This window comes from Devosia oryziradicis (assembly GCF_016698645.1).
In the GTDB taxonomy this organism is placed as follows: Bacteria; Pseudomonadota; Alphaproteobacteria; order Rhizobiales; family Devosiaceae; genus Devosia; species Devosia oryziradicis.
The window spans coordinates 1,165,133-1,189,725 of the sequence record NZ_CP068047.1; the positions used below are offsets into that span (position 1 = coordinate 1,165,133).

The window sequence follows — 24,593 nt, forward strand, 5'->3', positions numbered from 1 at the left end:
AGGCGGCACCGGGCGTGGAGCAGTCCATTCCGGCTGCAGCCGAGGCACCGGCCACGCCCGCCAAGCGCGCGGCCACCAAGAAGGCGGCGGCGGTGATCGATGCGGCTGCTGCCGTGCCGGCCGCGACCAAGAAGCCTGCTGCCAAGTCAGAGGCTGCGGCCAAACCGGCGGCAGCCAAGAAGCCCGCCGCAGCCAAAAAGCCCGCAGCAAAGCCTGCTGCACCCAAGGGAGCCAAGTAAATGGAAGCCACGGCAGAACAGACCGCCGATGTCATTGCGGCAGCTGCGCATGCGGCTGTTGGGGGCGCCATCGACCCTTTCACCTTCCGTCTCGCCATTTTCGTCCTGGCGATCTTCGTGGGCTATTTCGTCGTATGGTCGGTGACCCCGGCGCTGCATACGCCGCTGATGAGCGTCACCAACGCCATCTCCTCGGTCATCGTGGTGGGTGCCCTGCTGGCCGTGGGCGTGCAGCTTGCTGCTGATGCCAACTGGGTCAGCAAGGTGTTTGGCTTCATCGCGCTGGTCTTTGCCAGCGTCAACATTTTCGGCGGGTTCCTCGTCACCCAGCGCATGCTGGCAATGTACAAGAAGAAGGGCTAACGCCGATGATCTCTGCAGATATCGCAGCGCTGCTCTATCTCGTCTCGGGTGTGCTGTTCATCCTGGCCCTGCGTGGCCTGTCGAGCCCCAAGAGCTCGCGCCAGGGCAACACTTTCGGCATGGTGGGCATGGGCATCGCCATCGTCACCACGCTGGCCGTCGCGGCTCCGTCCGACTGGATCAGCTGGGCGCTGATCATCGGCGGCATCGGCATCGGTGGCGGCATCGGCGCCTATATGGCCCGCACCGTAAAGATGACCGACATGCCGCAGCTGGTGGCGGCATTCCACTCGCTGGTCGGCCTTGCTGCCGTGTTCGTGGCCGCAGCAGCGCTCTACGCGCCCGAGGCCTTCGGCATCGGGGTTCCAGGCGATATCCACGCCCAGGCGCTGGTCGAAATGTCGATCGGCGTGGCCATTGGCGCCTTCACCTTCACCGGCTCGGTCATCGCCTTCGCCAAGCTCAACGGCAATATGAGCGGCAAGCCGATCATCCTGCCGGCGCGCCACGCCATTCACATCGTGATGGGCGTTGCGATCGTGCTGCTCATCTGGGCCTTCACCGTTTCGGCCGATCCATGGCTGTTCTGGGCCATCACCATCCTGGCCCTTGTGCTGGGTGGGCTGATGATCATCCCCATCGGCGGCGCCGACATGCCGGTCGTGGTCTCCATGCTCAATTCCTATTCGGGTTGGGCCGCCGCCGGCATCGGCTTCACGCTGGGCAATACGGCGCTGATCATTACCGGCGCGCTGGTGGGCAGCTCGGGCGCGATCCTGAGCTACATCATGTGCAAGGCGATGAACCGCAGTTTCATCTCGGTGATCCTGGGTGGCTTCGGTGGCGACAGCGCTTCGGCAGCGGGGGCGGCCGAGGACGATCGCCCGGTCAAGCAGGGTGCAGCCGAGGACGCGGCATTCCTCATGAAGAATGCCGGTAAGGTCATCATCGTGCCCGGTTACGGCATGGCCGTGGCCCAGGCGCAGCACGCATTGCGCGAAATGGCCGACCTGCTCAAGGCGGAGGGCGTGACGGTCAAATACGCCATCCATCCGGTGGCGGGCCGCATGCCGGGGCATATGAACGTGCTGCTTGCGGAGGCCAATGTGCCCTATGACGAAGTGTTCGAACTGGAGGATATCAACTCCGAATTCGCCCAGTCGGACGTGGCCTTCGTCATCGGTGCCAATGACGTGACCAACCCATCCGCCAAAACCGACAAGAGCTCGCCGATCTACGGCATGCCCGTGCTCAATGTCGAAGATGCCGGCACGGTGCTGTTCATCAAGCGCGGCATGGCAGCCGGCTATGCGGGAGTCCAGAACGAGCTGTTCTTCCGCGACAATACGATGATGCTGTTCGGTGACGCCAAGAAGGTGACCGAGGACATCGTCAAGTCGCTGGGGCACTGATCAATTGAGGACGGAGGCGCGAAAGTGACCTCCGTTCTTCTTTCCTATGTCGCAACCTGCATCGCCATCGAGCTGACGCCCGGCCCGAACATGGCCTATCTGGCGGTGCTGAGTGCTGAGCGAGGCCGCCTTGCGGGGCTGTTTGCCGTCGTTGGCGTCGCCCTTGGCCTTGCTCTGCTTGCCGCCTTGGCCGCGTTTGGCATCGGCGAGTTCATCGGAAGCCGGCCTTGGCTCTACGAGAGCCTGCGCTGGGCGGGCATCGCCTACCTGGTCTATCTGTCGTATGACGCATGGGCCGATGCGCAGCGGCCAGTCGAGGCCCTCGATCCCGGCCAGCTAGGCTGGCGCTCGTTCCGGCGCGGGTTGATCAACAACCTGCTCAACCCCAAGGCTGCGCTGTTCTATATCACCGTGATGCCAAGCTTCCAGGCAACGCCGCAGTCGCAGGGACAGTTGGTGCTGCTTGCCGCGATCTACGTCGCGGTGGCGACAGCCATCCATGCGGGGGTGGTTCTCCTGGCCAGCGCAGTTCAACCGGCCCTGACCCAGTCCGGCAGCCGCAGGGTCATGGGCGGCGTGTTTGCCGCTCTCTTGCTGGCGGTCGCTCTCTGGGTAGCCCTGACAACCGCGCGCTAGTAATGTGGCGGCGGCGGCTCGGTCGCCGGGTCGGCTATGTGCACCCCCGAGCGCACCTGCTCTTCCATCTGCTCGAGCTTGCGGGTGAGCAGGTCGATCTGCCGCCATTGCGCTGTGATGGTGGCGTTGAGGTCCTCGATGGTCTGGTCCTGGAACGCTATGCGCGTTTCGAGCGCTTCGAGGCGTTCGACGAAATCGGTCATTGCAGGCTCCTTGGCTCGCTTCTAGCGCAAGCCCGTCGGTTCGCCCAGATGCCAGATGGCAGCTGCGCGCCCGGCTATATCGCGATTTGATCGCGCCAGATGGCGTGTCTTGGGAGGCGCTAGAGTGAGCTCTACGAGGATGCGGCGCTTTACGATCTCGTTGCGCCGCGCGACTTCAACGAACGGAGATGGCGCCAGGTTTGCGTGCCGCGCCACCATGAAGCGGGGCTTGTGGCGGTTGGCCGCCATGCGAAGCCATTGACGTATACGGAACCCTTTTGCGGCCCCGGCTGTTGGTTTGCCAGGTAACAGCAGAGCGGGAGCCGACAAATGGCGGCCAGCGCAACAGGTTCGAAATCAGTCTTTGCCGCGTTCGATGCGGATCGGCACAACGCCCTGGGTCTGGTGCTCAGCGCGGCGCTGCCGCTGGCAGTGTTCGTCATCGCCAACGGGCTTGCCGAGCTCAATGGCATGCTGCCGCTGTTCTTTTCGCCGATGGGCCTGCCCGGCTGGGCCGGTGCGGTGCTGCATCTGGGGACCTTGCCGCTCTTCGGCGCGGCCCGCTGGATGGTTGCCCGTCGTGGTGCAACTGGCCAGACTGCCGGCTGGTGGCTTGTGGCACTGATGGCTGGCATGATCGCCTTTCCGTTTCTTGTCGCGCCGCTCGATTCCCTGATGCTGAGCCTGGTGGCTTTTGCGCTGCTGATCGTCGGCCTGGGCGCCAGTGCGCGCACGGCGGCCGTGGACCGGAAGGCGGCACTTGTCATGATGCCGGGGATGGTCTGGATCGGCTTCAGCACGTTTGTCGGCCTCAGCTTCGTTGCCGCCTGGTCGCCGCCCTTTGCGGTAACCAACAGCCAGGGCGGGGCCTAGTTACCTCCGGGTGCGTCCTTGCCGCCGGCCCGATTCCGCGCCATCTGAGGGACAAACAGGATTGTCCCCATGACCAAGCTGCTCAAGATAGACGTATTCACCGACGTGGTGTGCCCCTGGTGCCTGGTCGGCTCCGCGCGGCTGGACAAGGCCATCGCCGCCCTGCCTGACGACATCGAGGTGGTGGTTGAAAACCATCCGTTCTACCTCGATCCCAATACACCGGCCGAAGGGGTCGTCGTGGCCGATATGCTACGCGAAAAGTATGGCCGCGACCCCAAGGAGATGTGGGCGCGCGTGGAAGGGGAGGCGCGCAAGGCTGGCGTCGAGCTCGATCTCAGCCAGCAGCCGCGCATGTACCCGACCAAGAAGGCGCACACGATCACCCGGCTGGCCAAGCCTCTGGGCATTCAGCATGAATTGGCCAATGCCATCGCCAATGCCTACTTCCTTGAACACCGGCAGATCAACGACGACAACGTCCTCGCTGACATCGCGGTCGAATATGGCTTTGATCGCGGCGATGCCATCGATGCGATGAATGACGAGCATGAACTCGGCATTACCGAGCAACTGGCGGTCGATGCCGCAGCGCAGGGTATCCGCGGCGTACCCTTCTTCGTGTTCGGCGAGAAATATGCGCTCTCCGGCGCCCAACCGGACGAAGTGTTCGAGCGGGCGCTGCAGCAGACGATCAGCGAGCTTTGAGTCCTCTCGACCCACCGCGCGTCACCCTCGGGCTTGACCCGAGGGCTCTTCACTGACTGAGCGTTTCGCAAGTGTAGCGCCCTCGGGTCAAGCCCGAGGGTGACGATCGAAGACGGGACGAAGTTGGGGAGTTCGTGTAGGTTTTCCTCGAATCTCGTGAGGTCATCCCGTGAAGCTGCTGCGCCGTATCGCCGTTTCCCTGCTGGTCCTGGTCGTCGTGCTCTACGCCGCGGCTGTTGGTTACATGTATGTCAATCAGCGGGCGCTGCAGTATGACGCCAAGGGCGAGGTGACGCCGTTGGCCCAGACTGCGCTTGTCGGCGCCGAAGAGATTGCGGTGCCTTCGGGCGATGGCGTAGTGCATGGCTGGTATCAGGCGCCGCGGGCCGGCATGCCCGTCATCGTCTACTACAAGGGCAATTCTGGCAGCTTCAGCCGGGAACACGAGCGCTACGAGCAGTTCGTGGCAGACGGCTATGGTTTTGTCGCCTTCGACTATCGCGGCTTTCCCGCCTCGCCGGGCAGCATCAGCCAGGCGGGCATTCTCGAAGATGCCACCACCATGTTCGACTGGGCGGCGGCCAAGGGCTTTCCGCTGGTGATCTGGGGGCGTTCGCTGGGCTCGGGTCCATCCACCTATGTGGCCAGCGTGCGCGACGCCAAGGCGCTCCTGTTGGAAACCCCGTTCCTGTCCGCGGTTACGGTGGCGTGGGAACGCTACCCTTTCCTGCCGGTAGGCCTCGTCATGCAGGACCAGTTCCCGGTCAATGAGTGGATAGCAGACGTCAGCGAACCGGTGCTGGTGGCGCATGGCACCGCCGACGTCACCATCGGGGTCAGCAATGGTGAGCGTCTCTATGCACTGGTGCCGAACAAGGACGAACTCTGGATCGAGCCGGGGGCGGGACATAGTGACCTGTGGGCCCGCGGCATATGGAGCCACGCCATGCCTTTCTTCGAACGGGCCATGACGCAGTAGGGCTTGACCCTGCCAACGGGGAAGGCGCAAGAGCGGGGATCACTCCGGTTTCCCCTGCCATGACTTCTTCCCATCCGACGCCGATGAGCGCCCGCCGCACCGCCCTGATCGGCGGCTTGATGGTGGCCACCGGTCCGCTCAGCCTGACGCTCTATCAGCCGGCCCTGCCCACGCTGGTGGAGGATCTGGACGCGACGACGACCGGCATCCAGCTCACGCTCACGGTCTATTTCGCCGCCTTTGCGCTGGCCCAGCTGATCTGCGGGCCTTTGTCGGACCGATACGGGCGCCGCAATGTGGGCCTCCTCTTTTTTGCCATCTATGTCCTGGGCAGCCTGATCGCGGTGGCAGCGCCGTCTCTGGAAGTGCTGTTCATCGGGCGGTTCGTCCAGGGCTTCGGCGTCTCGGCCGGCGTGGCGCTGTCGCGCGCCATGGTGCGCGACCAGTTCGTGGGCAGCGAGGCCATTCGCATCCTGACGCTGATCAACCTCATTCTCACCGTCACGCCTGCCGTGGCGCCGACCCTTGGCAGCATCATCCTGCAATTGGGAACCTGGCACTACATGTTCGTCGTCATGGCCGGGTTCGGCCTCGCCATTCTGGCATTGATGGCCACCAATGCCCGCGAGACTTTGCCCGAGGCGGCGCGCGTGCCGTTCCGGCCGGGGACGATCCTGGCAAATTACCGTCGGTTGCTGGCGGCCCCAGACTTCATGTTTCCCTCGCTGCTGCTAGGGCTGACCTTTACTGGCTTCCACGGCTTCACCGCGCTCCTGCCCTTCATCCTGATCGAAGGGATGGGACTGACCCCGTTCCAGTTCGCCATGGCCATGCTGGTGCAGACAGCCTCCTTCATCCTCGGCAATCTGGTGGTGACCTATCTCTCCCGGCGCATCAGCGGAAACCAACTCCTGGTCATCGCCCTGTGTCTGCTCGGCGTCAGCGGTCTCGCCTTCGGCGTCCTGCCACGGGTATTTCCCAACTCGGTTGCCGCCATTATGGCGCCTGTCGGCATCTGGATGCTGGGTCTGGCCTTCATCAGCCCGGCCGCCACCGCTGCGGCGATGGCCGGCTTTGGCGCCATTGCCGGGGCGGCTGGCGCCTTGACCGGTTTCTTCCAGGTCGGGGGCGGGTTTGTCGGCTCGTTGGCCGCCGGCACCTTGTTCGGAGATGCACGGACGGCGCTGGTCATCCAATTGCCGGTCGTGGCGGTGATGGTGATCGGCGTGGCGCTGCTGGATTTAGCCCGGAGCAAGCGAAACCGTTGATCGGTGGTGTCTTCGAGGACAAGGCAAAACAAAAACGCCGCCCCGAAGGACGGCGTTCTCAAATTCAACGTGTCAAACCTAGCTGCGCGGAGCGGCCGATGCCGGACGACCTGCGCCGGCCTGGCCGGGACGTGCTGCCGGAGCCGGAGCGGGCAGACCGCCTTCGCGCTGGGCGCGCTTGCGAGCCAGCTTGCGGGCGCGGCGAACGGCCTCGGCCTTCTGGCGAGCCTTCTTCTCGGAGGGCTTCTCGTAGTAGTTGCGCAGCTTCATCTCACGGAAGACGCCTTCGCGCTGCAGCTTTTTCTTCAGCGCGCGCAGCGCCTGGTCAACGTTGTTATCGCGAACGACTACTTGCAAAGGTCAACCGCCCTTTCGAAGCTTAGACATGTGGGTTTGGATGATAGCGCCGGAGCCAAAAAACACCGTCGCCGACCAGCAGAGCCAGTCACCGTGGGCCGCTCTATAGCCCAGCTATCTGGGCTTGTCCACTGTGCCGATGAGAAAAACCGCGGATCTGAACCCCGCAGCCTTGCTCTCGGTCGCATTGAGCGGAACAGTCGAGCCCGGTGATTTTGCCTTCAGGGGCCGACGATGACAAGCGATCTGCTGCTGCTGCCGGGATTGATCTGTGATGACCGCCTGTGGCGCGACGTGACCGCCGGGCTGGGCATGCCGGCCAGGGTGGCCGACCTGACGCAGGATGACTCGATAGCAGCGATGGCGGCGCGAACGCTGGCGAATGCGCCGGCGCGATTCGCTCTGGGAGGTCTTTCCATGGGCGGCTACGTGGCGCTCGAGATCATGCGGCGGGCCCCCGAACGGGTGACACACCTGGCGTTGCTCGATACCTCCGCCCGGCCGGACGATGATGCGCGCAAGCAGACACGCAGGAGCGGCATGGCCGCGGTAAGGGAGGGCAAATTCGGCCTTGTATCGCGCGCCATGCTGCCGGGCCTGCTGGCGCCGGCCCATCTTGAAAGCGCCCTGGCCGAGGAGGTGCATGCCATGTCCGAACGAGTCGGCCCCGACGCCTACCTGCGGCAGCAGGCAGCGATCATGGGCCGGGTAGATTCGCGCCCCACACTGGCGCAGATCACGGTGCCAGCACTGGTTGGCGTAGGGGAACTCGACCAATTGACGCCGCCAGCACTGGCCAAAGAGATAGCCGCCGGAATCGCGGGCGCAACGCTGGTCCAATTCGCAGGTAGCGGGCATCTGCCGACGATGGAAAAACCCGACGCGGTGGTGGCGGCGATGAAGGAATGGCTAGCGCGGTAGAGGCTACGGTCGCGTGATGCGATTCACATGCCCCATCTTCCGGCCAGCGCGGACTTCGGTCTTGCCGTAGAGATGGGGCTGTGTGTTGCCGTCGAGCGCGGCGGGAATGGCCAGCACTTCGTCGCCGACCAGATTTTCCATCACCACATCGGCCATCCGTGCCGGATCCCCAAGCGGCCAGCCGACAACGGCGCGAATGTGCTGCTCGAACTGGTCGGTGAGGCAGACAGCCTCGGTCCAATGACCGGAATTATGGACGCGCGGGGCAATTTCGTTGACCATCAATGTCGGTCGCTCACCCGGGATGACGAAGAACTCGACGCCGAGCACGCCGACATAATCGAGTGCCACGACGATGACCTTGGCCAGCATGGCCGCATGCTTTTCTACCCCGGGCGGGATATCGGCCGGCACGGTCGAGGTGAAGAGGATGTGGTGGCGATGCACATTCTCGGCAGCGTCGAAGGCGCGGACTTCGCCTGATGTATTGCGTGCCACGACGACCGAGATTTCTTTTTCGAACGGTACGAAGGCTTCCAGCACCAGCGGCTTGGGCATGAGTTCGGCAAAGGCCGCAGCAGCTTCGGCGCGCTCGCGGATGACGCGCTGCCCCTTGCCGTCGTAACCCAGCCGCGTGGTCTTGAGCACCGCGGGCAGCCCCAGGGCATCGATGGCGGCCTCGAGGTCGGCGAGTGTCTCGACGGCGCGGTGCGGCGCTACGGGGATGTTCTTGCTGGCGAGGAAGCTCTTTTCGGCGAGCCGGTCCTGCGACACGGCCAGGGCATTGGCACCGGGCCGCAGTGGCTTGCGCGCGGCCAGGAACTGGGCGGTGGCGGCCGGCACGTTCTCGAACTCGTAGGTGATGACGTCAACGGCGTCGGCGAAGGCGGCCAGCGCTGCCTCGTCGTCATAGGCGGCGACGGTCTTGTGCGAAGTGACCTCGAAGGCCGGGCTCAGCGGATCGGGGCAGAAGATGTGGGTACGAAAGCCGAGCTTGCTGGCCGCCAGCGACAGCATGCGACCGAGCTGCCCGCCGCCCAGAATACCGATCATGCTGCCAGAAGGCAGCGTGGAAATGTCTTGGGCCAAGGCTTACTCGGTATCTGCGGGAAAGAGTGGAACGGCGGCGGACTGGCGAGCGCGGAAGGCGTCCAGCCGATCGGCCAGGTCGTCGTCCGACAGCGCCAGCACGGCCGCGGCGATCAGCGCCGCATTGATCGCGCCGGGTTCGCCGATGGCCAGCGTGCCCACCGGGATGCCGCCGGGCATCTGCACGATGGAAAGGAGGCTATCCTGTCCGTTAAGAGCCTTGGATTTGACCGGGACGCCAAAGACCGGCAGCGGGGTCATCGAGGCGATCATGCCGGGCAGGTGTGCGGCCCCGCCGGCGCCAGCGATGACGACCTTGAAGCCTTCGGCGCGGGCATTGGTGGCGAAATCAACCAGGCGTTCGGGGGTGCGGTGGGCCGAGACGATCCGCGCCTCGTATTCGACTTCCAGCGCCTCGAGCGTCTCGGCGGCGAGGCGCATGGTGGGCCAGTCGGACTGGCTGCCCATGACGATGGCGACGAGTGGTTTGGTCAGCATAGAGCCTTGGGTCCCTCAAGCTCCACAAAGCGCGCATTTAGCCCAGATTTAGCCACAAAACAAGGCGGCAGGGCGCTCAGGCGATGATGTCGGGCAGCAGGATATTCTCGAGCTGCACGATGCGATCCTTGAGCGCCAGCTTGCGCTTCTTGAGGCGCTGAATCAGCATCCGATCGGCAATGTTGGACTCGGTCAGCGTATCGATCGCTGCATTGAGATCGCTATGTTCCTGGCGCTTGGTGGCCAGTTCCAGACCCAGGATGGCTTCCTGTTCCTTGGTGAGCGAAAGCATGGATTTTCCGCGTGCCCCTACCGCCTGCGCCGTTACCTCTGGTTAACTGATCACGCCGAGTTTTGCACCAGATTTCCAGAGGTGTTCCGAAGGCAGTCGACAAGTCGTGAATTATTTGTGACGATCGATTCGTCCAAGAGAGGCTTTCAAGGAGTTGTCATGACGACTGAAGGGCATATCGCGGCGCTCGAGAGGCGCCACCAGGAGTTGGACCGCCAGATCCAGGCCGAACTGCAGAATACCCGGCACGACGATCTGATGGTAAGCGCACTCAAGCGCAAGAAACTCGAAGTGAAGGACGAACTCTACAAGTATACCACGACGACCCAGTAAGCGGCGCAGGTTTATCCCCTCGGGGAATGAAGGGTCACAGCATGTGCTGCGGCCCTTTTTTATTGCCTCATGCGCCGGTGACGAGGCCGGTCGCACCCTTCCAGATGATGTAGAGCGACAGCAGGAAGACCAGCCAATAGGCGATGCGGTAGAACCAAACCATCGAGATGCGCCGGACCAGCCACACGCCGGCAAGGACTCCCACAAGCCCCACCGGGATCAGTGAGGCCGATAGGCTGAGATTGTGCAGGCTGAGTTGCCCCAGGAAGAAATAGGGGATCAGCTTGGCCGTATTGACGATGGCGAAGAAGACCGAGCTTGTGCCGGAATAGAGCGGCGGCGGCAGCCGCTGCGGCAGCACGTAGATCTGGAACGGCGGGCCGCCGGTATGGCTGATGAAGCTGGTGAAGCCGGCAAAGCCACCCCAGAACGTGCCCCATGGCTTGGACGGCGGGAGGCCCTCGAGCTTCTTGCGGATCGGCAGAATGGCGTCGAGGATGAAGAGCAGCGTCACCACGCCGACGAACAGCAGGACGCCGTCGTCGGAAACCAGGGACCACAGAGCCCAGCCCAGCAAGGTGCCGACAGCGGCGCCTGGCAGCATAATGCGCAGGATGCGCCAGTCGATGTCCTTGCGATAGGTCCAGACGGCGATGACATCCATGGCCAGCAAGACGGGCAGCATCATGCCGGCCGCATCGCGCGCGGGCATGACCAGGCTGAGCAGGGGAACGCCAACCATGCCCAGGCTGCCGAGCAACCCGGCTTTGGACAGGCCGACAATAAGCACCGCGATCACGGCGACCGTGACGAAATAGGGATCGAAGATGGGCATGGGGTTAGTCCGGGGAAGGTGGTACTACTCGGTACGCTTCGGCGCGGGCTTGTCAACTGGAATGGTAGATGGCGAGTCACTGCGCATGGCCTCGTTGAGCAGCCCCATGGAGTGGCGCACCATGCCGACATAGGCATCCTCGTCGTGGCGGACAGCGAAACTGTCCTGCAGCAACTGGTTGTCGTGACGCTCGAACGCCTGGGCCATGTGCATGGCGTCTATCGGCGCCACGCCCAGCTGGGTCAGCACCTTGGTGCCGAGGCTGATCGCCGACAGGAAGGTCTCGCGTTCGAAAATTTCGACGCCCAGCGCCATCAGTTCGTGGGCATGGCCGCGATCGATGGCGCGAGAGGCAATGGGGACATTGGGAAAGTGCCGGCGCAGCGTGCGGGCAATCCCGAGGATGCGTTCGCGGCCCCCGACGGCGATGACCACCAGGTCCGCACGTTCCACCCCTGCGGCATGAAGCAGTGCCAGGCGGGAGGCGTCACCGTAGAAGACCTTGACGCCGAACTTGCGCACCAGCTCGATCTGCGCGGCGTCGTCGTCGATCAGCGTGGTTTCGAAGCCCTGAGCACGCAGCATGCGGGTGACGATCTGGCCGAAGCGGCCATAGCCCAGGACGACGATATTGCCGTGCTCGTCGATGGGATCGTCAGCGCGCTCCCGGCGACGACGGGCGTCGAGGCGCGGTGCGACGAGTCGGTCGAAGGCCAGCAGCAGGAGCGGGGTCGTTGCCATGGACAGCGCCACGGCTACCGCCAGGATGGCATGGTCGGCCTCGCCCATCGCGCCGACGCGCTCGGCGAACTGGAAGATGACGAATGCAAATTCGCCGGCCTGGCTGAGCAGGATCGCCACCAGCAGCCGGTCGGCCAGGTGCATGCGGAACATGCTGGTCAGCACGAACAGGACAGTGACCTTGATGCCGACGAAGCCGATAACGAGTGCCGCCAGCCGCATGGGCTGGGACCAGAGCACGTCGAAGGCGATCGACATGCCGACCGAGATGAAGAACAGGCCGAGCAGCAGGCCCTTGAAGGGCTCCAAGTTGCTCTCGAGTTCATGCCGGTACTCGCTGTCGGCCAGCAGCACCCCGCCGATAAAGGCACCCATGGCCGGCGAAAAGCCGTTGGCCTGGGCCAGCAGCGCCGCGCCGAAGACGATGGCGAGGCCGAGGGCGGTGAACGCCTCGCGGACGCCGGCACGGGCCACCAGACCCAGGAGCGGTCGGACCAGATAGCGCCCTGAAATCAGGGCGACGATGAAGACGCCGATGATGATGAGCGGGGTGATCCAGTCGAGCGGGTCGGCAATGGCTTCGACTGCCTCGGTGACTTCCCGATCGATCGCGCCGGTCGACATGGCCAGCAGCGGAATGGCGGCCAGCACGGGGATGACCGAGACGTCCTGCACCAGCAGCACGGCCAGGCTGGCGCGGCCGGCATCGGTGCGGGTGATGTCCCGCTGCTGGGCCGACTGAATGGCAATGGCGGTTGAGGACATCGACAGTGCCAGCGCGATGATGGCCGCGATATTGACGGCGAAGCCGGCCAGGATCAGCGTCAGCGCGATGACGATGGAGGTCGCCACCATTTGGGTGACGCCCAGGCCCAGAACCTTGTGGCGCATGCGCCAGAGTTCCCGGGGCTGCAGTTCGAGCCCGATCAGGAACAGCATCATGACGATGCCGAAATCGGCGATCTGGTGGATAATGTCGCTGTCGGACACCAAGCCCAGGCCGAAGGGTCCGATCAGGACGCCTGCCGCCAGATAGCCCAGCACCGTGCCCAGGCCGGCCGCCTTGGCGAGCGGCACCATCGCGACGCTGGTCGCGAGGATAACGAAAATGGCCAGCAGGATGTTGTTTTCCATTCCGCTGGCCAGACTATCCTAGTTGTCGGTGTCGCTCTTGAGCGACTTGAGCTTGGCGAACACCGAGTCGGCGTCGAAATCGTCCTGCGCCTGCTCGGGGCGATGGTCGTTGGCGGCAAACTCGTTGTCTTCACCTTCGGCGTGGCCACGGCCGCCGGCGCGGGCCAGCGCTTCCTCGGCGGTCATCAGCATGGTGCCTTCGGCAAGTTCATCCACGCCCGGGCCACCCTTGCTGGCGCGCTTGACTTCGAGGTCGAGGTCGATCTGGCTGCACAGGCCAAGCGTGACCGGATCCATGGCCGCAAGATTGGCCGAATTCCAGTGGGTGGATTCACGCACCGAATCGATGGTCGACTTGGTCGTGCCGACCAGACGCATGATCTGAGCGTCCTTGAGTTCGGGGTGGTTGCGCACCAGCCACTTGATGGCATTGGGGCGCTCGTTGCGGCGCGAAATGGGGGTGTAGCGCGGGCCCTTGCGCTTGGCGGCGGCGACGCGAACCTTGGGCTCGCTCAGCTTCATGCGATAGTTCGGATCGGCCTCGGCCTTCTCGATCTCTTCGCGGGTCAGCTGACCGTTCTGGATCGGGTTGACGCCCATGATGCCGCCGGCGACGTCGCCATCGGCAATGCCCTGAACTTCGAGGGGATGCAGCGTGCAGAAGGCAGCGATCTGCTCGAATGACAGCGCGGTATTGTCGACAAGCCAGACAGCGGTCGCCTTGGGCATCAACAGTGGCGTGGTCATGATAAATCTCTCCTGCAGGCGCGGCCGGTTTTCCTCCGGGCCGCTCCGCCTCTTTGCTTCATGCTGAGGGGAACAGTGCCCAATATATGAGTTCAGCGGCCGATCCGCAATGGCGATGTGGACCTAATCCCCGGCCCCGAACTCCGTCACCAGCACAATCTTGCCGACATGGCCGCGCGCCTCCATTGCGCGATGGGCGTGGGCAGCCCGGTCCAGCGGGAACGTCGTGACAGCCGGTTTTGCGAAGCCCGGGTTCGTGAGGGCCGGCAGAAGGTCGGTGCGGATGCGGTCGGCAATGGCCGCCTTGGTGGCTGAAGTCTGCGGTCGCAGGGTCGAACCCGACAGTGTCAGCTGCTTGGCCATGATGGTGCGCAGCGAGAGGCTGGCACTGGCTCCGTCCAGCGTCGATACCTGCACGATGTGGCCCAGGCGCGCGCAAGCGGCGAGGTTCTTTTCCGCCATGGCGCCGCCGATGATGTCGACCACCCGGTCGACCCCCTTGCCATCGGTCAGCTCGAGGGCCCTGACAGCGACATCCTCGGTCGAATAATCGATGGTCGCGACCGCCCCCAGGCGGCGGGCATAGTCGGCCTTGGCGGGCGATGACACCACGCCGATCGCCCGTGCGCCCAGTATAGTGGCGATCTGGATGGCAGCCCCGCCAATCCCACCTGCCGCGCCATGCACCAGGACGGACATGCCCGGCGTGAGCCCGGCCCGCATCACCAGCGTCTGGGTGATGGTGAACCAGGTTTCGGGAAGGGCGGCCGCTTCGACCAGGCTCCAGCCGTCGGGAACCGGCAGAACCTGCCCCGATGGGACCGCTGCGTATTCGGCATAGCCGCCACCATTGGTCAGGGCCATCACCCGGTCCCCGACCTGCCAGCCGCTCGCATTGTCACCGCGGGCGACGATTTCGCCGGCCACTTCCAGGCCGGGCAGGGGGGAGGCGTCTGGCGGTGGATCATACTGGCCACGGCGTTGGGCCAGGTCAGGCCCGTTGACGCCGGCGGCGGCGACACGGATCAAGACTTCACCGGCACCGCATCGGGGCACGGGCACGGTTTGCGAAGCGAGGACTTCGGGGCCGCCGGGGCGGCTTATTGCAATGGCCAGCATCTGTTTCGGGGTCATGCCGCCATGCTGGGCGAAGCAGATTTGCTCCGCAAGCCCTTGGCGCGTTAAGGTCGCCCTTCAACGCTGGCACAGGAGGCTGGAAATGTTCGACGAAGAAATCAAGAAGCCCAAGGCCCACGAGGTCGGCATGCCGATCGACACCCTGTCGGTGGACGAGTTGCGAGAGCGCATCGGCCTGCTCGAAGCCGAGATTGTCCGGCTCAAGGCAGGCATCGAGGCGCGCGGCGCCACGCGCAAGGCCGCGGACGCCGCGTTCAAATTCTAGACGGAGCCGTCGCCGGCGACCGCGGTATTTGCGCGAAGGTCGCGCGGCGGATCGGGCTGCGGGTTGAACCCCTTGGTGTCGCCCGGATGGGCGAAGCCCTTGGCTTGGCTGGCGACCGGCAGCTCCGCCGTGTGGCCATCGGTGGTGGACATTACCATGAGCGCGACCAGCAGGCCGGCCGCGGCTCCAGCAGAAATTGTGGTCATGATTGCCTCTCGACGCTGGCGGAATGCCATTGTCAGCAGAAAACACCAGTTCGGCTGCATGCAGGCGGAACGGAGCGTTCATAAAGCGTTCACCATGCCGTTAGGCTTAACGGAGGGTTGACGTTGCGACCGCCGCCGAGCGGGCTAACCTTGGGCGATCAGATCGGTCCAGAGGGAGTGCGGACGATGACGGAGCGCGACGTTGTGCTGGAGGGCGTGCGACCGCTCGATCTCGAACAGTTGCAACTGCTGGCCAGCGGTTCTTCGGCTACCGCATCGCCCCAGCAACTGGCACGCATCGAGGCGAAGGGGTGGCTGGAAACCGTTGGCGGGGCTCACCTGATCACGCTGACCGGCCGGGCGCTCTTGGAGCGGCCGCCAGTGCAGCTCAGCTAAGTCAACAGGACGGCAACGGGCAGGGTTAAGAAATCGACTCTCGTTAACCTGCAATTAATCTCTGCAGGGTAACCTCGCATTATTCAGATTGTTCTGGATTTTGCAGAGTGGTTTCTCCCTCTGTTTGACGCCTCCCTGTTAACTTCGAGAGCGGTTCTTACCGCTCTTTTTCTTTTCCGGCGGGCGTTGGCCATGGTACGGCCCTGTTTTTAAAGCTCCTTTCAGCTTGATCATCCACAAGGGATGACGCCCGGATCGATTGCGCCTAGCATGGCGTGCAAGGGAGCAGCATTTGACCGACGTCGACGAAACAGGTTCGGCAATCGCCATCGGCCCGCGCATCGTGGCCTCGGGTGGATTTGGCCTGCTCTATCGCGAGGGCATGGGGCTCATCGAGGAAGTGGCATCCTATCTGGATGGCGACGGCCGCAAGGAGAGCCGTATCCTGGGGCGGGAAGCCTCGTTTCTCTATGCCACCGAATCCATGCGGCTGACGACGCGGCTGATGCAACTGGCCTCATGGCTGCTGTTGCAGCGCGCGGTCAACGAGGGCGAGATCTCCAAGGAAAATGCCCGCTCCGAAAAGGAGAAGGTGAAGTTTTCCGCGACGCCGTCGGAGCGGGGTGGCCCGGGATATGACCAGCTACCCGAAACGCTCCGGCTCTACATCGACAAGGGCGACCGGCTGTTCGACCGGGTGATGCAGTTCGATACGCTTGAGCGCGGCAAGATGCCCGAACTCGATCCCGGCACCGCCAATGGCATTGCCGATCAGCTCGCGCGACTCAAGGCGGCGTTCGGCCGCTAGGCCTTGAGCTGTTCCAGGCCTGGGGCCGTGAACGAGACCGCAACTTCAGTAACATCGTAGGTGGTGACGCCGGCCAGCATGAACGGGTCGATGGCGACCAGCGCTTCGATCTCGGCCCTGTCCCCTTTGGCCAGGATGAAGCCGCCGGTGCGGGGCACCTTACGCCCCGAAGCCAGGAATGTACCGCTGGCATAGCCGGCCTTGATCCAGTCGATATGCGCCGGAACGTGCTCGTCCACCTCTTCGAGGGGGGCGGTATAGGTCAGCGTCAGGACGAACATGGAGCCTCCCTCGGGCATGAAAAAGCCCGGCACGATGGCCGGGCTTTTGAATTCATAGCGGACTGGCTTAGATGCCCAGGCCCTTGAAGCGCTCCTTGAAGCGGGAGACGCGGCCGCCACGGTCGAGCAGCTGGCCCGTGCCGCCGGTCCAGGCCGGGTGGGTCTTGGGGTCGATGTCCAGCTGAAGGGTGTCGCCTTCCTTGCCGTAGGTCGAACGGGTCTGGTACTTGGAGCCGTCGGTCATCACCACGTTGATCATGTGGTAGTCCGGATGGGTATCTGCCTTCATCGGTGTCGCCTCAAATCAAACGGGCGCCGCGGCGCCCGGAGAGCATCAAAACTGGTGTTGGCGGCTTCATACAGAAAGCCCGGTCCTTCCGCAAGGGCGCGGGCGCGGCAATTTCGCATGGTGCGGGCTGTTGCCGCTCCTGCGGTCCGGGCCTATATCGGAGCCTCAAGCGCGGCCCGGACGATCCGGCCCTCAAGCAGCGTGGCATGACCGAGCGATGACAGACCAGGCCGTCCCGGTTCAGGCCGATCCCGAAAAGATGGTTTCGACCCCCGTGGTCAATCCCCGCAAACTGCAGCCACTGCGCAAGCTGCTGCCGTTCATGCTGCGCTATCCCTGGCAGCTTGGACTGACGATCGCGTTCCTCTTGATCTCGACTGTCGCTTCGCTGGCCATTCCGGCGGCTCTGGGCGGTGCGATCGACCAGGGCTTCGTAGCGCAGAACCTGGAAAATGTCGGCCGCTATGGCTGGTTGATCATCGGCATTGCCGCGGTCATGGCCTTTGCGAGCGGCGCGCGCTTCTATTTCATCTCGGTCATCGGCGAGCGCGTCCTGGCTGACCTACGCCAGGCGGTGTTCGCGCATCTGCTGCGGCTGGACGCGAAATATTTCGACACGCACCGGGTGGGCGAGCTGACCAGCCGGCTCAACGGCGACGTGGCGATGATCCGCGGCGCGGTGGGGTCGAGCTTCTCGCTGGCCCTGCGCTCGATGGTCACCATTATCGGCGCCCTGGTCATGATGCTGCTGACCAGCCCCATCCTGACCCTGGCCGTGGTGGTTGCGGCGCCCGCCATCCTGTTCCCCGTTATCACCTTCGCCCGCCGATTGCGCGGCATGTCGCGCAAGACGCAGGATGCCCTGGCCGATCTTTCCGCCATGGCGACCGAAATGCTCGGCGCCACGCGGACGGTGAAGTCCTTTACCCAGGAGCCGGTGCAGGCTGCCCATTATGATGAGCGCAGCGAGGCCAGTTACCGCGCCGAGGTGCGCCGTCTGCTGGCGCGCTCGGTGCTGGTCGGTATGGTGATCTTCCTGGGCACCGCGGCCCTGGTATTCCTCGTCTGGTGGGGTGCCCGTTCGGTCTTTGAGGGCACCGTCACGGCCGGACAGCTGGCGCAGTTCCTGGTCTATGCCCTGATGGCCTCGGGTGCGCTGACCAATGTCAGCGAAGTGCTGGGGACGTTGCAGTCGGTGGCAGGCGCCACCGAACGGCTGACCGAAATTCTGGACACCCAGCCGACCATCCGAGAGATCGCCAAGCCGGTGGCCCTGCCGTCGCCGGCGCTGGGCACGGTGGCCTTCGAGGGCGTGTCGTTTTCGTATGACGGTGCGGAGCCGGTCCTGTCGGACCTCAATTTCTCGGTCGGCCGCGGGGAGACGGTGGCGCTGGTGGGCGCCTCGGGCTCGGGCAAATCGACGACGTTGTCGCTGTTGCAGCGCTTCTACGATGTCGGCGGTGGCGTGATCCGCGTCGATGGCATCGATATCCGCGATGCGGGCCTGCGCGACCTGCGGCAGCGCTTCGCCTATGTCGAGCAGGAACCGACCATCTTCGCCGGTACGATTACCGATAACATCCGCTTCGGCAAACCCGATGCTAGCCAGGCTGAGGTGGAGACCGCCGCGCGCGCAGCGCTGGTGCATGACTTCGTCCAGGACCTGCCGCTCGGCTACGACACGATGGTCGGCGAGCGCGGCGTTACGCTGTCGGGCGGGCAGAAGCAGCGGCTGGCGATTGCGCGCGCCATCCTCAAGAATGCCCCCATCCTGCTGCTGGACGAAGCCACCAGTGCGCTCGATGCCCAAAGCGAGCGCCTGGTGCAGGTGGCTCTGGAACACCTGATGGCGGGGCGGACGACGCTTGTCATCGCCCATCGCCTCGCCACCATCCGCGACGCCGACAATATCCTGGTGCTCGATGGCGGCCGTGTCATCGACCAAGGGACGCATGACCAGCTGGTCGCCAAAGGCGGCCGCTATGCCGAACTGGCAAAGCTGCAGTTCCGGCTGGATGACGTCGGCTGACTCTTCACCTCTCCCTTGGGGGAGAGGTCGGCGCGCAGCGCCGGGTGAGGGGGCCTTCTCCTCGCACGGCGCCAAGAAAAGGCCCCCTCACCCGCCTTGCTTCGCAAGTCGACCTCTCCCCCAAAGGGAGAGGTAAAGAGCGCCACTACCCCTCGGTCAGCTTGAACTCGATGCGCCGGTTCCTGCGGTAGGCTTCCTCGGTCTGCCCCGGATCGAGCGGCGTGAACTCGCCGAAGCCGGCCGCCACCAGGCGGTTGGGCGAGACGCCCTTGGTCACCAGATATTGCGCCACCGAGATGGCGCGGGCGGCGGACAGTTCCCAGTTTGATGGGAAGCGGGCGTTGGAAATGGGGCGTATGTCGGTGTGGCCATCGATGCGCAGCACCCAGTTGATATCGGGCGGGATTTCGGTTTCAAGCTGCAGGATGGCGGCGGCAAGGGCGTCGAGCTGGGGCGTTCCTTCGGGCGAAATGTCGGCCTGGCCGGGCTCGAACAGCACTTCGGACTGGAAGACGAAACGGTCCCCGACAATGCGCACATCGGCGCGGCCGGCGAGGATATCGCGCAGGCGGCCGAAGAAATCCGAACGATAACGGCTCAGTTCCTGCACGCGCTGGGCCAGCGCCAGGTTGAGACGGCGGCCCAGATCGGCGATCTGGGTGCGCGATTCGCTGTCGCGGGCTTCGGAAGCTTCGAGCGCGGCTTCGAGCGCTCCGATCTGGGTGCGCAGAGCGGCCAGCTGCTGGTTGAGCAGGACGACCTGGGCATTGGCCTCGTCCGAGAGTTCCTGCGCGCTCAGCAGGTCATCCTGCAAGCCGGCAATGGTGGCATCCTTGTCGCCGAGGCCCGCGCCGATCCCGGCAAGCTGGCTGGTGAGGCTGGCATTGTCAGCCTGCGCCGCGCCCAGGGTTGCGGTCAGCGTCGCCAGCTGGTTGGTCAGGTCGTCCGAGTTGGCACGCTCGAGCTGCAACAGGTCGGTCAATTCGGCAATCTGCGAATTAAGGCGGGACAGGGCAGTGTCGCGCCCCTGCAACTCCTGGCCCAGGAAGAACTGGGTCAGCATGAACAGGCTCAGCATGAAGATGATGACGAGCAGCAGGCTCGACAGGGCGTCGACAAAGCCCGGCCAGTAATTGGCTTCGACGCGCCGGCGTGAACGGGCTGCCGGCATGGATCAGTTCCGCCCCTCGTTGTCGGCTTGTGAGAGCACGGCCTCGATCAGCTCGCGCAGCTTGCGGTTGGTCTCGCCCTGTTCGGTGATATGCTTACGCAAGTCGTCCTGTTCGGTGCGGATATGCTTGACCAGGCCGTCGATGCCGCGCGCCAGCTCGGCCATGGCACGAATGGCGTTCTGCGAGGAATCCCGGCTCTGCATGCTGTCGCCCAGCCGGTCGAACATGGCCTGCATTTCCGGACCGCCGGCATTGGCCTGCATGGCGGTGACCGGGTGGTCGAGCTCGGTCATGGAGGTCATCCAGTCTTCGAGATCGGTATAGAAGGCGTTCTGTGCCTGGCTGGTCTGGAGATCGAGAAAGCCCAGGACCAGCGAGCCGGCCAGACCGAACAGCGAGGACGAGAAGGCAGTGCCCATGCCCCCCAAAGGCGCAGCAAGGCCCTCCTGCAAGGTGCCGAACTGGGAGGCGGTATCGCCCGTGGTCGGGTCGAGCGCATTGATCACGCCGGCCACCGAACTCACCGTTTCGAGCAGGCCGTAAAAGGTGCCCATCAGGCCCAGGAACACCAGAAGGCCGGTGAGGTAGCGCGAGGTATCCTTGGCCTCGTCGAGCCGGTTGCCAACCGAATCCAGGATGGAGCGCATCGAGGACGGGGTGATCACCGCCTCCCCGATCCGCTCGCGCAGGATGCCGGCGACGGGGGCGAGCAGGATGGGCGGACGAACGTTGGTGCTGGTGCCATCCTGCAGGGAATTGACCCACTTCACCTCGGGAAACAGCCGGATCACCTGGCGGAAGCTGAGGAAGATGCCGATGAACAGCGACAGGAAGATCAGCGAATTGATGAAGGGATTGGCCCAGAAGAAGGTCACGATATTGGTGAACAGGATCGCTGCGACCAGCGCGACCAGCACCAGGAATATGACGATCTTGACGAGGTAAACGGTCGGGCTGGCCAGGTGGTAGGGATCGTAGCCTTGCGTCATCTTGCCTGAACCTTGCCCCTTACGCGCAAATCACGAAGGGCAGAGTAGTCAGCGCAGGCGGGTCGGGCAATCGGAAAGGTTAACGGCCGATGGAGCCGTGATCGGGTGAGGGCAACCTCACCCAGGGAGAGGTTGCCCATCGCGCGCCCGAGCGCGCTACTGGATGCCCTTGAGCTGCTTGAGCAAAGCGGCCTGCAGGGTCTCATTGCCCGCCACGACCTGGCCGTTCCACACCGAGCCGGGGCTGCCGGCAAAGTCGGAGACGAAGCCCCCGGCTTCCTTGACCATCAGCAGGCCCGGCGCCACGTCCCACGGGGCAAGGCCGGCTTCCCAGATGGCGTCGTAGCGACCAGCCGCCAGCCAGGCCATGTCCATCGAAATGGAGCCCGAACGGCGGATGCCGGCAACGGCGGGATTGATATGGGCCAGCTGGCGCAACTGCAGGGTGTCGTTGGCGGTGCCCTGCGTCTTGATGCCGGTGCAGATAACGGCATCGGCCAGCGCCTTGCGGCCGGCGACGCGCAGGCGCTTGCGGTCGTTGAGCCAGGTGCCACCGCCTTTTTCCGCCGTGTAGAGTTCGTCGAGCACCGGATTGTAGATCACGGAGGCGACGATCTCGTTGGCGCGCTCGAGTGCAATGGCCACGGCGAAGAGCGGAATCGAGTGGAGGAAATTGGTGGTGCCGTCGAGCGGGTCGATCAGCCAGCGGTGCTGGCCGTCCGTCCCGGTGACCTCGCCGCCTTCTTCCATGAGGAAGGCATAGGTGGGACGCGCCTTGTGCAGCTCGTCATAGACGATCTGTTCGGCGCGCAGATCGGCCTTGGAGACGAAGTCGGCCGGACCCTTGCGCGAGACCTGCAGGTTTTCGACTTCGTTGAAGTCCTTGGTCAGCGACTTGCCGGCCTTGATGGCGGCATTGACCATGACGTTGAGGATTGCTGAACGTGCCATGGTCAGTCGGCCCGGCGCATGTAGGTGGCTTCCGACGTGTCGACCACGATGCGCTCACCCACGGCGATGAAGGGCGGCACCATCACCTTGAGGCCATTGCTGAGAATGGCCGGCTTGAACTGGCTGGAGACGCTCTGCCCCTTCTGCACCGGATCGACCTCGGTGACCTCCAGGACCACATTGGGCGGGAACTTGACGCCGAGCGGGGTTTCCTCGTGCATTTCGAGCGTGATCTTCATGCCGTCCTGCAGGAAAGCGGCGCGGTCGCCCAGAAAGTCCTTGGCCAGTTCCACCTGCTCGTAGGTGTCCTGGTCCATGAAGACCAGGCTGTCGCCCTGCTCGTATAGATAGGTGAAGTCGCGGAATTCGAGGTCGACGATCTCGACGGTTTCGGCCGAGCGGAAGCGCTCGTTGAGCTTGGTGCCACCCAGGATGGCCTTGAGCTCGACCTGGGCATAGGCGCCGCCCTTGCCGGGCTTGACGTGATCGACCTTGACCGCGACCCACAGCCGGTCCTGGTGGTTGACGACATTGCCGGGGCGGATTTCGTTGCCGTTGATCTTGGCCATTATGCTGCTTTCGGGTGCGCGAATTGTCGGCTTGGACCATGCACGCCGGATGCGGCTGGCCTGACGTTGATTGAGTTTTGCGGGCGTGGCGGGCTTATTGCCCCAGAACGCCCCCAGGTTCAAGGGTCTTGCGGCTCGGCCGTGGCTGGCGCCTCGTCCACGTCGGTGGGCGCGGGCAGGGCCTGGTCCTCGGGCGCCGGTGTCACGGTGGGGATGGAGAGAATGGTTTCTTCCGTCGGGGGCGTCGAGGGCCAGAAGCGGGCGCGTTCCTCTGCGCTGGCCAGCTCGGCCGCGGGAATGGAGACCAGGAGGCGATCGAGCGCAGGGTCGGAAAGCCCCTGGCGTCGGGCCAATGCCCGCCACATGGCAGCGTCTTCCAGGCTGAGCGGCACGCCTTCACCCACGGCCAACAGCTTGGCATAGCGGTTCTGGGCCACCGCGTTGCCCGCTTCGGCGGCGCGGGCATACCAGGTAGCGGCTGCCGCGACGTCCTTTTCCACGCCTTGGCCCAGATAGAGCAGGGTGGCATAGTCGATCTGGGCCGCAATCAGGTTCTGCTCGGCGGCCAGGGCAATATAGCGCGCGGCCTCTGCTGCGTTGGGGGCAACGCCGGCACCTTCGAGCAGCATGGAGCCATAGTCGTATTGCGCCTCTGGCAATTCGGCATCGGCGGCTTCCTTCATCAGGTTTGCAGCCGTCACCAAGCTGGGAGAGGCATAGATGCCTTCCACATGCAGCAGCGCCATATTGTACTTGGCCGGTATGTAGCCGGCATCGGCCGCCTTCTTGAACAGATCAGCAGCCCGGGCGCGGTTCTTGGGCACGCCGATACCGTCCTGGTAGGCCAGGGCCAGGGCGAAGGTGGCGAGGCGATCGCCGTTATCGGCAGCCAGCTGATACCAGCCGGCGGCGCGCTGGTCGTTCTGGGCCACGCCCAGTCCCTTGGCATAGAGCTCGGCGATCAGCGTCTGCGCGGCGGCGTCGCCCTGTTCCGCCCGCGGCAGTGCGAGTTCGAGTGCCGTCAGGAAATAGCCGCGCTGGAAGGCGCCGAAGGCAAAGTCGGTGGGGACGCGCGGCCCGAAGATTTCATCGGAAATGGCGTCGGCCGGGGTGGTCGGCGCCTCCTCTTCCTGGGCATGGACAGCAACTGGCGCCAGCGCCAGCACGGTGGCAAGCAGGATGCGGCGCATCATGGGGCAACTCCGAGGCTTGCGGCAATTTCCTGCATGGCCCGGGCCGGCTCGGCGGCCGACCAGAGGCTCTGCGACAGCGCCAGGAATTCGGCGCCGCGTGCATCGGCGGTCTGCCCGGTGGCATCGACCTGGCTCAGTACGGACGGCACTTCGAAGGTCTGTGCCCACCATTCGGCCAGGTCACCGGCAGGCGCGTCGACCTTGCCGTCGGTGCCGCCAAAAAACACATAGTCGACGTCCATTTCGCCCGCAGTCATGGCGTCGTGGCGCGAATGGAGGTTGCCCGCCCCGACGATCATTGCGGGTTTGAGGGCGGCAATTGCAGCCTTGAGCGCGGCCGGTCCGCTGGTCACATGCACGCCATCGGCCCCCAGGCGCCCGGCCAGGGCGATGTCGTCCTCAACCAGCACGGCGCAGCCCGCGCCCTGTCCGACATTGACGACAGCGGAGGCCAGCTGGGCATAGGCGGCGTCATCCTGTTCGCCCCGCGCCACCAGCAGGGCCGAGAACGGTGCGGCACTCAACACGGCCATCAGCGTGGGAAGCAGGCTATCCGGCTCGGCATTGGGTGGGGTGATCAGATAGAGCTGGGGGGCCATGGCTTCCGGGTACTCGACGCTTGGGCGCCTTCTTGACCGCCCATTTTGGCGACAAAGAGGACGCCCTTCCAATAGGCGAAG

Annotated in this window: 31 protein-coding genes; 13 read left to right on the forward strand and 18 right to left on the reverse strand. The window is 64.4% G+C overall.

Going from position 1 to position 24,593, the window contains the following annotated elements; all coding sequences use genetic code 11:
* Window positions 1–239: 239 nt before the first annotated feature.
* Genes JI749_RS05830 through JI749_RS05840 form a run of 3 tightly spaced genes read left to right on the forward strand, consistent with a single transcriptional unit; the run spans window position 240 to window position 2,650 of the window.
* On the forward strand, window positions 240–602 hold the full coding sequence (locus JI749_RS05830; RefSeq protein WP_201660630.1) for a proton-translocating transhydrogenase family protein: 363 nt from the start codon (window positions 240–242) through the stop codon (window positions 600–602).
* 8 nt (window positions 603–610) lie between these two features.
* The gene (locus JI749_RS05835) at window positions 611–2,014 is read left to right on the forward strand and encodes an NAD(P)(+) transhydrogenase (Re/Si-specific) subunit beta (protein WP_201662593.1); all 1,404 of its coding nucleotides are present in this window, start codon (window positions 611–613) and stop codon (window positions 2,012–2,014) included.
* 24 nt (window positions 2,015–2,038) lie between these two features.
* Window positions 2,039–2,650, forward strand: coding sequence for a LysE family translocator (locus tag JI749_RS05840; RefSeq protein ID WP_201660633.1), 612 nt, complete (start codon window positions 2,039–2,041; stop codon window positions 2,648–2,650).
* Here the strand turns inward: JI749_RS05840 and JI749_RS05845 are convergent.
* Window positions 2,647–2,853 carry a SlyX family protein gene (locus JI749_RS05845; RefSeq protein WP_201660636.1) on the reverse strand — a complete coding sequence of 69 codons (207 nt, stop codon included), beginning with the start codon at window positions 2,851–2,853 and terminating at the stop codon, window positions 2,647–2,649. The genes JI749_RS05840 and JI749_RS05845 overlap by 4 nt on opposite strands.
* A 330-nt stretch (window positions 2,854–3,183) precedes the next feature.
* Here JI749_RS05845 and JI749_RS05850 point away from each other — a divergent pair, with 330 nt between their 5' ends.
* From JI749_RS05850 to JI749_RS05865, 4 genes are all read left to right on the forward strand, one after another.
* Complete coding sequence (locus tag JI749_RS05850; protein ID WP_201660640.1) at window positions 3,184–3,726, forward strand: tryptophan-rich sensory protein; 543 nt, start codon at window positions 3,184–3,186, stop codon at window positions 3,724–3,726.
* 69 nt (window positions 3,727–3,795) lie between these two features.
* Window positions 3,796–4,434 carry a DsbA family oxidoreductase gene (locus JI749_RS05855; RefSeq protein WP_201660643.1) on the forward strand — a complete coding sequence of 213 codons (639 nt, stop codon included), beginning with the start codon at window positions 3,796–3,798 and terminating at the stop codon, window positions 4,432–4,434.
* A gap of 169 nt (window positions 4,435–4,603) precedes the next feature.
* A complete protein-coding gene (locus JI749_RS05860; RefSeq protein WP_201660646.1) occupies window positions 4,604–5,413 on the forward strand; it encodes an alpha/beta hydrolase in 810 nt (269 codons plus the stop codon).
* Window positions 5,414–5,472: 59 nt separating this feature from the next.
* Entirely contained in the window at window positions 5,473–6,681 is a 1,209-nt protein-coding gene (locus JI749_RS05865) for a multidrug effflux MFS transporter (protein WP_201660649.1), read from the forward strand.
* Between the two features lie 78 nt (window positions 6,682–6,759).
* On the opposite strand, the gene rpsU is transcribed toward JI749_RS05865, so the two are convergent.
* On the reverse strand, window positions 6,760–7,038 hold the full coding sequence (gene rpsU, locus JI749_RS05870; protein ID WP_201660667.1) for a 30S ribosomal protein S21: 279 nt from the start codon (window positions 7,036–7,038) through the stop codon (window positions 6,760–6,762).
* 234 nt (window positions 7,039–7,272) lie between these two features.
* Here rpsU and JI749_RS05875 point away from each other — a divergent pair, with 234 nt between their 5' ends.
* Window positions 7,273–7,959 carry an alpha/beta fold hydrolase gene (locus JI749_RS05875; protein WP_201660670.1) on the forward strand — a complete coding sequence of 229 codons (687 nt, stop codon included), beginning with the start codon at window positions 7,273–7,275 and terminating at the stop codon, window positions 7,957–7,959.
* A 3-nt stretch (window positions 7,960–7,962) separates the two neighbouring features.
* Here the strand turns inward: JI749_RS05875 and JI749_RS05880 are convergent, their stop codons facing one another.
* The 3 genes from JI749_RS05880 to JI749_RS05890 form a co-directional block, all read right to left on the reverse strand.
* Window positions 7,963–9,048 (reverse strand): 5-(carboxyamino)imidazole ribonucleotide synthase, encoded by a 1,086-nt coding sequence (locus JI749_RS05880; protein ID WP_267911662.1) that lies wholly within the window; start codon window positions 9,046–9,048, stop codon window positions 7,963–7,965.
* Between the two features lie 3 nt (window positions 9,049–9,051).
* The gene (gene purE, locus JI749_RS05885) at window positions 9,052–9,546 is read right to left on the reverse strand and encodes a 5-(carboxyamino)imidazole ribonucleotide mutase (RefSeq protein ID WP_201660673.1); all 495 of its coding nucleotides are present in this window, start codon (window positions 9,544–9,546) and stop codon (window positions 9,052–9,054) included.
* A 76-nt stretch (window positions 9,547–9,622) separates the two neighbouring features.
* The gene (locus JI749_RS05890; RefSeq protein ID WP_201660676.1) at window positions 9,623–9,838 is read right to left on the reverse strand and encodes a YdcH family protein; all 216 of its coding nucleotides are present in this window, start codon (window positions 9,836–9,838) and stop codon (window positions 9,623–9,625) included.
* A 159-nt stretch (window positions 9,839–9,997) separates the two neighbouring features.
* Here JI749_RS05890 and JI749_RS05895 point away from each other — a divergent pair, with 159 nt between their 5' ends.
* Window positions 9,998–10,171, forward strand: coding sequence for a YdcH family protein (locus JI749_RS05895; RefSeq protein WP_201660679.1), 174 nt, complete (start codon window positions 9,998–10,000; stop codon window positions 10,169–10,171).
* Window positions 10,172–10,238: 67 nt separating this feature from the next.
* Here the strand turns inward: JI749_RS05895 and JI749_RS05900 are convergent, their stop codons facing one another.
* The 4 genes from JI749_RS05900 to JI749_RS05915 form a co-directional block, all read right to left on the reverse strand.
* On the reverse strand, window positions 10,239–11,006 hold the full coding sequence (locus JI749_RS05900; protein ID WP_201660682.1) for a sulfite exporter TauE/SafE family protein: 768 nt from the start codon (window positions 11,004–11,006) through the stop codon (window positions 10,239–10,241).
* 24 nt (window positions 11,007–11,030) lie between these two features.
* Entirely contained in the window at window positions 11,031–12,881 is a 1,851-nt protein-coding gene (locus JI749_RS05905) for a monovalent cation:proton antiporter-2 (CPA2) family protein (RefSeq protein ID WP_201660685.1), read from the reverse strand.
* Between the two features lie 18 nt (window positions 12,882–12,899).
* The gene (locus JI749_RS05910) at window positions 12,900–13,628 is read right to left on the reverse strand and encodes a DUF1013 domain-containing protein (RefSeq protein ID WP_201660688.1); all 729 of its coding nucleotides are present in this window, start codon (window positions 13,626–13,628) and stop codon (window positions 12,900–12,902) included.
* Window positions 13,629–13,751: 123 nt separating this feature from the next.
* A complete protein-coding gene (locus JI749_RS05915; RefSeq protein WP_233280883.1) occupies window positions 13,752–14,762 on the reverse strand; it encodes an NAD(P)H-quinone oxidoreductase in 1,011 nt (336 codons plus the stop codon).
* Between the two features lie 85 nt (window positions 14,763–14,847).
* Between JI749_RS05915 and JI749_RS05920 the strand changes: the two genes are divergently transcribed.
* Window positions 14,848–15,030 (forward strand): DUF1192 domain-containing protein, encoded by a 183-nt coding sequence (locus JI749_RS05920; protein ID WP_325166762.1) that lies wholly within the window; start codon window positions 14,848–14,850, stop codon window positions 15,028–15,030.
* Here JI749_RS05920 and JI749_RS05925 read toward each other — a convergent pair.
* Window positions 15,027–15,236, reverse strand: a complete 210-nt coding sequence (locus JI749_RS05925; RefSeq protein WP_201660691.1) for a hypothetical protein — start codon at window positions 15,234–15,236, stop codon at window positions 15,027–15,029. The two genes, JI749_RS05920 and JI749_RS05925, sit on opposite strands and share 4 nt — an antisense overlap.
* A gap of 186 nt (window positions 15,237–15,422) precedes the next feature.
* Between JI749_RS05925 and JI749_RS05930 the strand changes: the two genes are divergently transcribed.
* The gene (locus JI749_RS05930; RefSeq protein WP_201660694.1) at window positions 15,423–15,632 is read left to right on the forward strand and encodes a hypothetical protein; all 210 of its coding nucleotides are present in this window, start codon (window positions 15,423–15,425) and stop codon (window positions 15,630–15,632) included.
* 292 nt (window positions 15,633–15,924) lie between these two features.
* Entirely contained in the window at window positions 15,925–16,440 is a 516-nt protein-coding gene (gene rcdA, locus JI749_RS05935; RefSeq protein ID WP_233280884.1) for a protease adaptor protein RcdA, read from the forward strand.
* Here the strand turns inward: rcdA and JI749_RS05940 are convergent.
* Both JI749_RS05940 and rpmE read right to left on the reverse strand, forming a co-directional pair.
* Window positions 16,437–16,721 carry a YciI family protein gene (locus JI749_RS05940; RefSeq protein ID WP_201660697.1) on the reverse strand — a complete coding sequence of 95 codons (285 nt, stop codon included), beginning with the start codon at window positions 16,719–16,721 and terminating at the stop codon, window positions 16,437–16,439. The genes rcdA and JI749_RS05940 overlap by 4 nt on opposite strands.
* 67 nt (window positions 16,722–16,788) lie before the next feature.
* On the reverse strand, window positions 16,789–17,010 hold the full coding sequence (gene rpmE, locus JI749_RS05945; RefSeq protein WP_201660700.1) for a 50S ribosomal protein L31: 222 nt from the start codon (window positions 17,008–17,010) through the stop codon (window positions 16,789–16,791).
* Between the two features lie 217 nt (window positions 17,011–17,227).
* Between rpmE and JI749_RS05950 the strand changes: the two genes are divergently transcribed.
* Window positions 17,228–19,039, forward strand: a complete 1,812-nt coding sequence (locus JI749_RS05950; RefSeq protein ID WP_233280885.1) for an ABC transporter ATP-binding protein — start codon at window positions 17,228–17,230, stop codon at window positions 19,037–19,039.
* 145 nt (window positions 19,040–19,184) lie between these two features.
* Here the strand turns inward: JI749_RS05950 and JI749_RS05955 are convergent, their stop codons facing one another.
* The 6 genes from JI749_RS05955 to JI749_RS05980 all read right to left on the reverse strand — a co-directional run bounded on the left by JI749_RS05955 (window position 19,185) and on the right by JI749_RS05980 (window position 24,512).
* On the reverse strand, window positions 19,185–20,210 hold the full coding sequence (locus JI749_RS05955; RefSeq protein WP_201660703.1) for a peptidoglycan -binding protein: 1,026 nt from the start codon (window positions 20,208–20,210) through the stop codon (window positions 19,185–19,187).
* 3 nt (window positions 20,211–20,213) lie between these two features.
* Window positions 20,214–21,200, reverse strand: coding sequence for a flagellar motor protein MotA (locus tag JI749_RS05960; protein WP_201660706.1), 987 nt, complete (start codon window positions 21,198–21,200; stop codon window positions 20,214–20,216).
* A gap of 156 nt (window positions 21,201–21,356) precedes the next feature.
* On the reverse strand, window positions 21,357–22,151 hold the full coding sequence (locus JI749_RS05965) for an inositol monophosphatase family protein (protein WP_201660709.1): 795 nt from the start codon (window positions 22,149–22,151) through the stop codon (window positions 21,357–21,359).
* Window positions 22,152–22,153: 2 nt separating this feature from the next.
* Window positions 22,154–22,720, reverse strand: coding sequence for an elongation factor P (gene efp, locus JI749_RS05970; RefSeq protein WP_201660713.1), 567 nt, complete (start codon window positions 22,718–22,720; stop codon window positions 22,154–22,156).
* Window positions 22,721–22,839: 119 nt separating this feature from the next.
* A complete protein-coding gene (locus tag JI749_RS05975) occupies window positions 22,840–23,913 on the reverse strand; it encodes a tetratricopeptide repeat protein (RefSeq protein WP_201660716.1) in 1,074 nt (357 codons plus the stop codon).
* Window positions 23,910–24,512 (reverse strand): thiamine phosphate synthase, encoded by a 603-nt coding sequence (locus tag JI749_RS05980; RefSeq protein ID WP_201660719.1) that lies wholly within the window; start codon window positions 24,510–24,512, stop codon window positions 23,910–23,912. The genes JI749_RS05975 and JI749_RS05980 overlap by 4 nt, the downstream gene beginning before the upstream one ends.
* Between the last annotated feature and the right edge of the window lie 81 nt (window positions 24,513–24,593).

Coding starts and splice junctions, on each gene's coding strand:
- JI749_RS05830 (WP_201660630.1), top strand. CDS start 240: ATGGAAGCCACGGCAGAACAGACCGCCGATGTCATTGCGGCAGCTGCG.
- JI749_RS05845 (WP_201660636.1), bottom strand. CDS start 2,853: ATGACCGATTTCGTCGAACGCCTCGAAGCGCTCGAAACGCGCATAGCG.
- JI749_RS05850 (WP_201660640.1), top strand. CDS start 3,184: ATGGCGGCCAGCGCAACAGGTTCGAAATCAGTCTTTGCCGCGTTCGAT.
- JI749_RS05855 (WP_201660643.1), top strand. CDS start 3,796: ATGACCAAGCTGCTCAAGATAGACGTATTCACCGACGTGGTGTGCCCC.
- JI749_RS05865 (WP_201660649.1), top strand. CDS start 5,473: ATGACTTCTTCCCATCCGACGCCGATGAGCGCCCGCCGCACCGCCCTG.
- JI749_RS05875 (WP_201660670.1), top strand. CDS start 7,273: ATGACAAGCGATCTGCTGCTGCTGCCGGGATTGATCTGTGATGACCGC.
- purE (WP_201660673.1), bottom strand. CDS start 9,546: ATGCTGACCAAACCACTCGTCGCCATCGTCATGGGCAGCCAGTCCGAC.
- JI749_RS05890 (WP_201660676.1), bottom strand. CDS start 9,838: ATGCTTTCGCTCACCAAGGAACAGGAAGCCATCCTGGGTCTGGAACTG.
- JI749_RS05895 (WP_201660679.1), top strand. CDS start 9,998: ATGACGACTGAAGGGCATATCGCGGCGCTCGAGAGGCGCCACCAGGAG.
- JI749_RS05900 (WP_201660682.1), bottom strand. CDS start 11,006: ATGCCCATCTTCGATCCCTATTTCGTCACGGTCGCCGTGATCGCGGTG.
- JI749_RS05905 (WP_201660685.1), bottom strand. CDS start 12,881: ATGGAAAACAACATCCTGCTGGCCATTTTCGTTATCCTCGCGACCAGC.
- JI749_RS05910 (WP_201660688.1), bottom strand. CDS start 13,628: ATGACCACGCCACTGTTGATGCCCAAGGCGACCGCTGTCTGGCTTGTC.
- JI749_RS05915 (WP_233280883.1), bottom strand. CDS start 14,762: ATGACCCCGAAACAGATGCTGGCCATTGCAATAAGCCGCCCCGGCGGC.
- JI749_RS05920 (WP_325166762.1), top strand. CDS start 14,848: ATGTTCGACGAAGAAATCAAGAAGCCCAAGGCCCACGAGGTCGGCATG.
- JI749_RS05925 (WP_201660691.1), bottom strand. CDS start 15,236: ATGACCACAATTTCTGCTGGAGCCGCGGCCGGCCTGCTGGTCGCGCTC.
- JI749_RS05930 (WP_201660694.1), top strand. CDS start 15,423: ATGACGGAGCGCGACGTTGTGCTGGAGGGCGTGCGACCGCTCGATCTC.
- JI749_RS05940 (WP_201660697.1), bottom strand. CDS start 16,721: ATGTTCGTCCTGACGCTGACCTATACCGCCCCCCTCGAAGAGGTGGAC.
- rpmE (WP_201660700.1), bottom strand. CDS start 17,010: ATGAAGGCAGATACCCATCCGGACTACCACATGATCAACGTGGTGATG.
- JI749_RS05950 (WP_233280885.1), top strand. CDS start 17,228: ATGACAGACCAGGCCGTCCCGGTTCAGGCCGATCCCGAAAAGATGGTT.
- JI749_RS05955 (WP_201660703.1), bottom strand. CDS start 20,210: ATGCCGGCAGCCCGTTCACGCCGGCGCGTCGAAGCCAATTACTGGCCG.
- JI749_RS05960 (WP_201660706.1), bottom strand. CDS start 21,200: ATGACGCAAGGCTACGATCCCTACCACCTGGCCAGCCCGACCGTTTAC.
- JI749_RS05965 (WP_201660709.1), bottom strand. CDS start 22,151: ATGGCACGTTCAGCAATCCTCAACGTCATGGTCAATGCCGCCATCAAG.
- efp (WP_201660713.1), bottom strand. CDS start 22,720: ATGGCCAAGATCAACGGCAACGAAATCCGCCCCGGCAATGTCGTCAAC.
- JI749_RS05975 (WP_201660716.1), bottom strand. CDS start 23,913: ATGATGCGCCGCATCCTGCTTGCCACCGTGCTGGCGCTGGCGCCAGTT.
- JI749_RS05980 (WP_201660719.1), bottom strand. CDS start 24,512: ATGGCCCCCCAGCTCTATCTGATCACCCCACCCAATGCCGAGCCGGAT.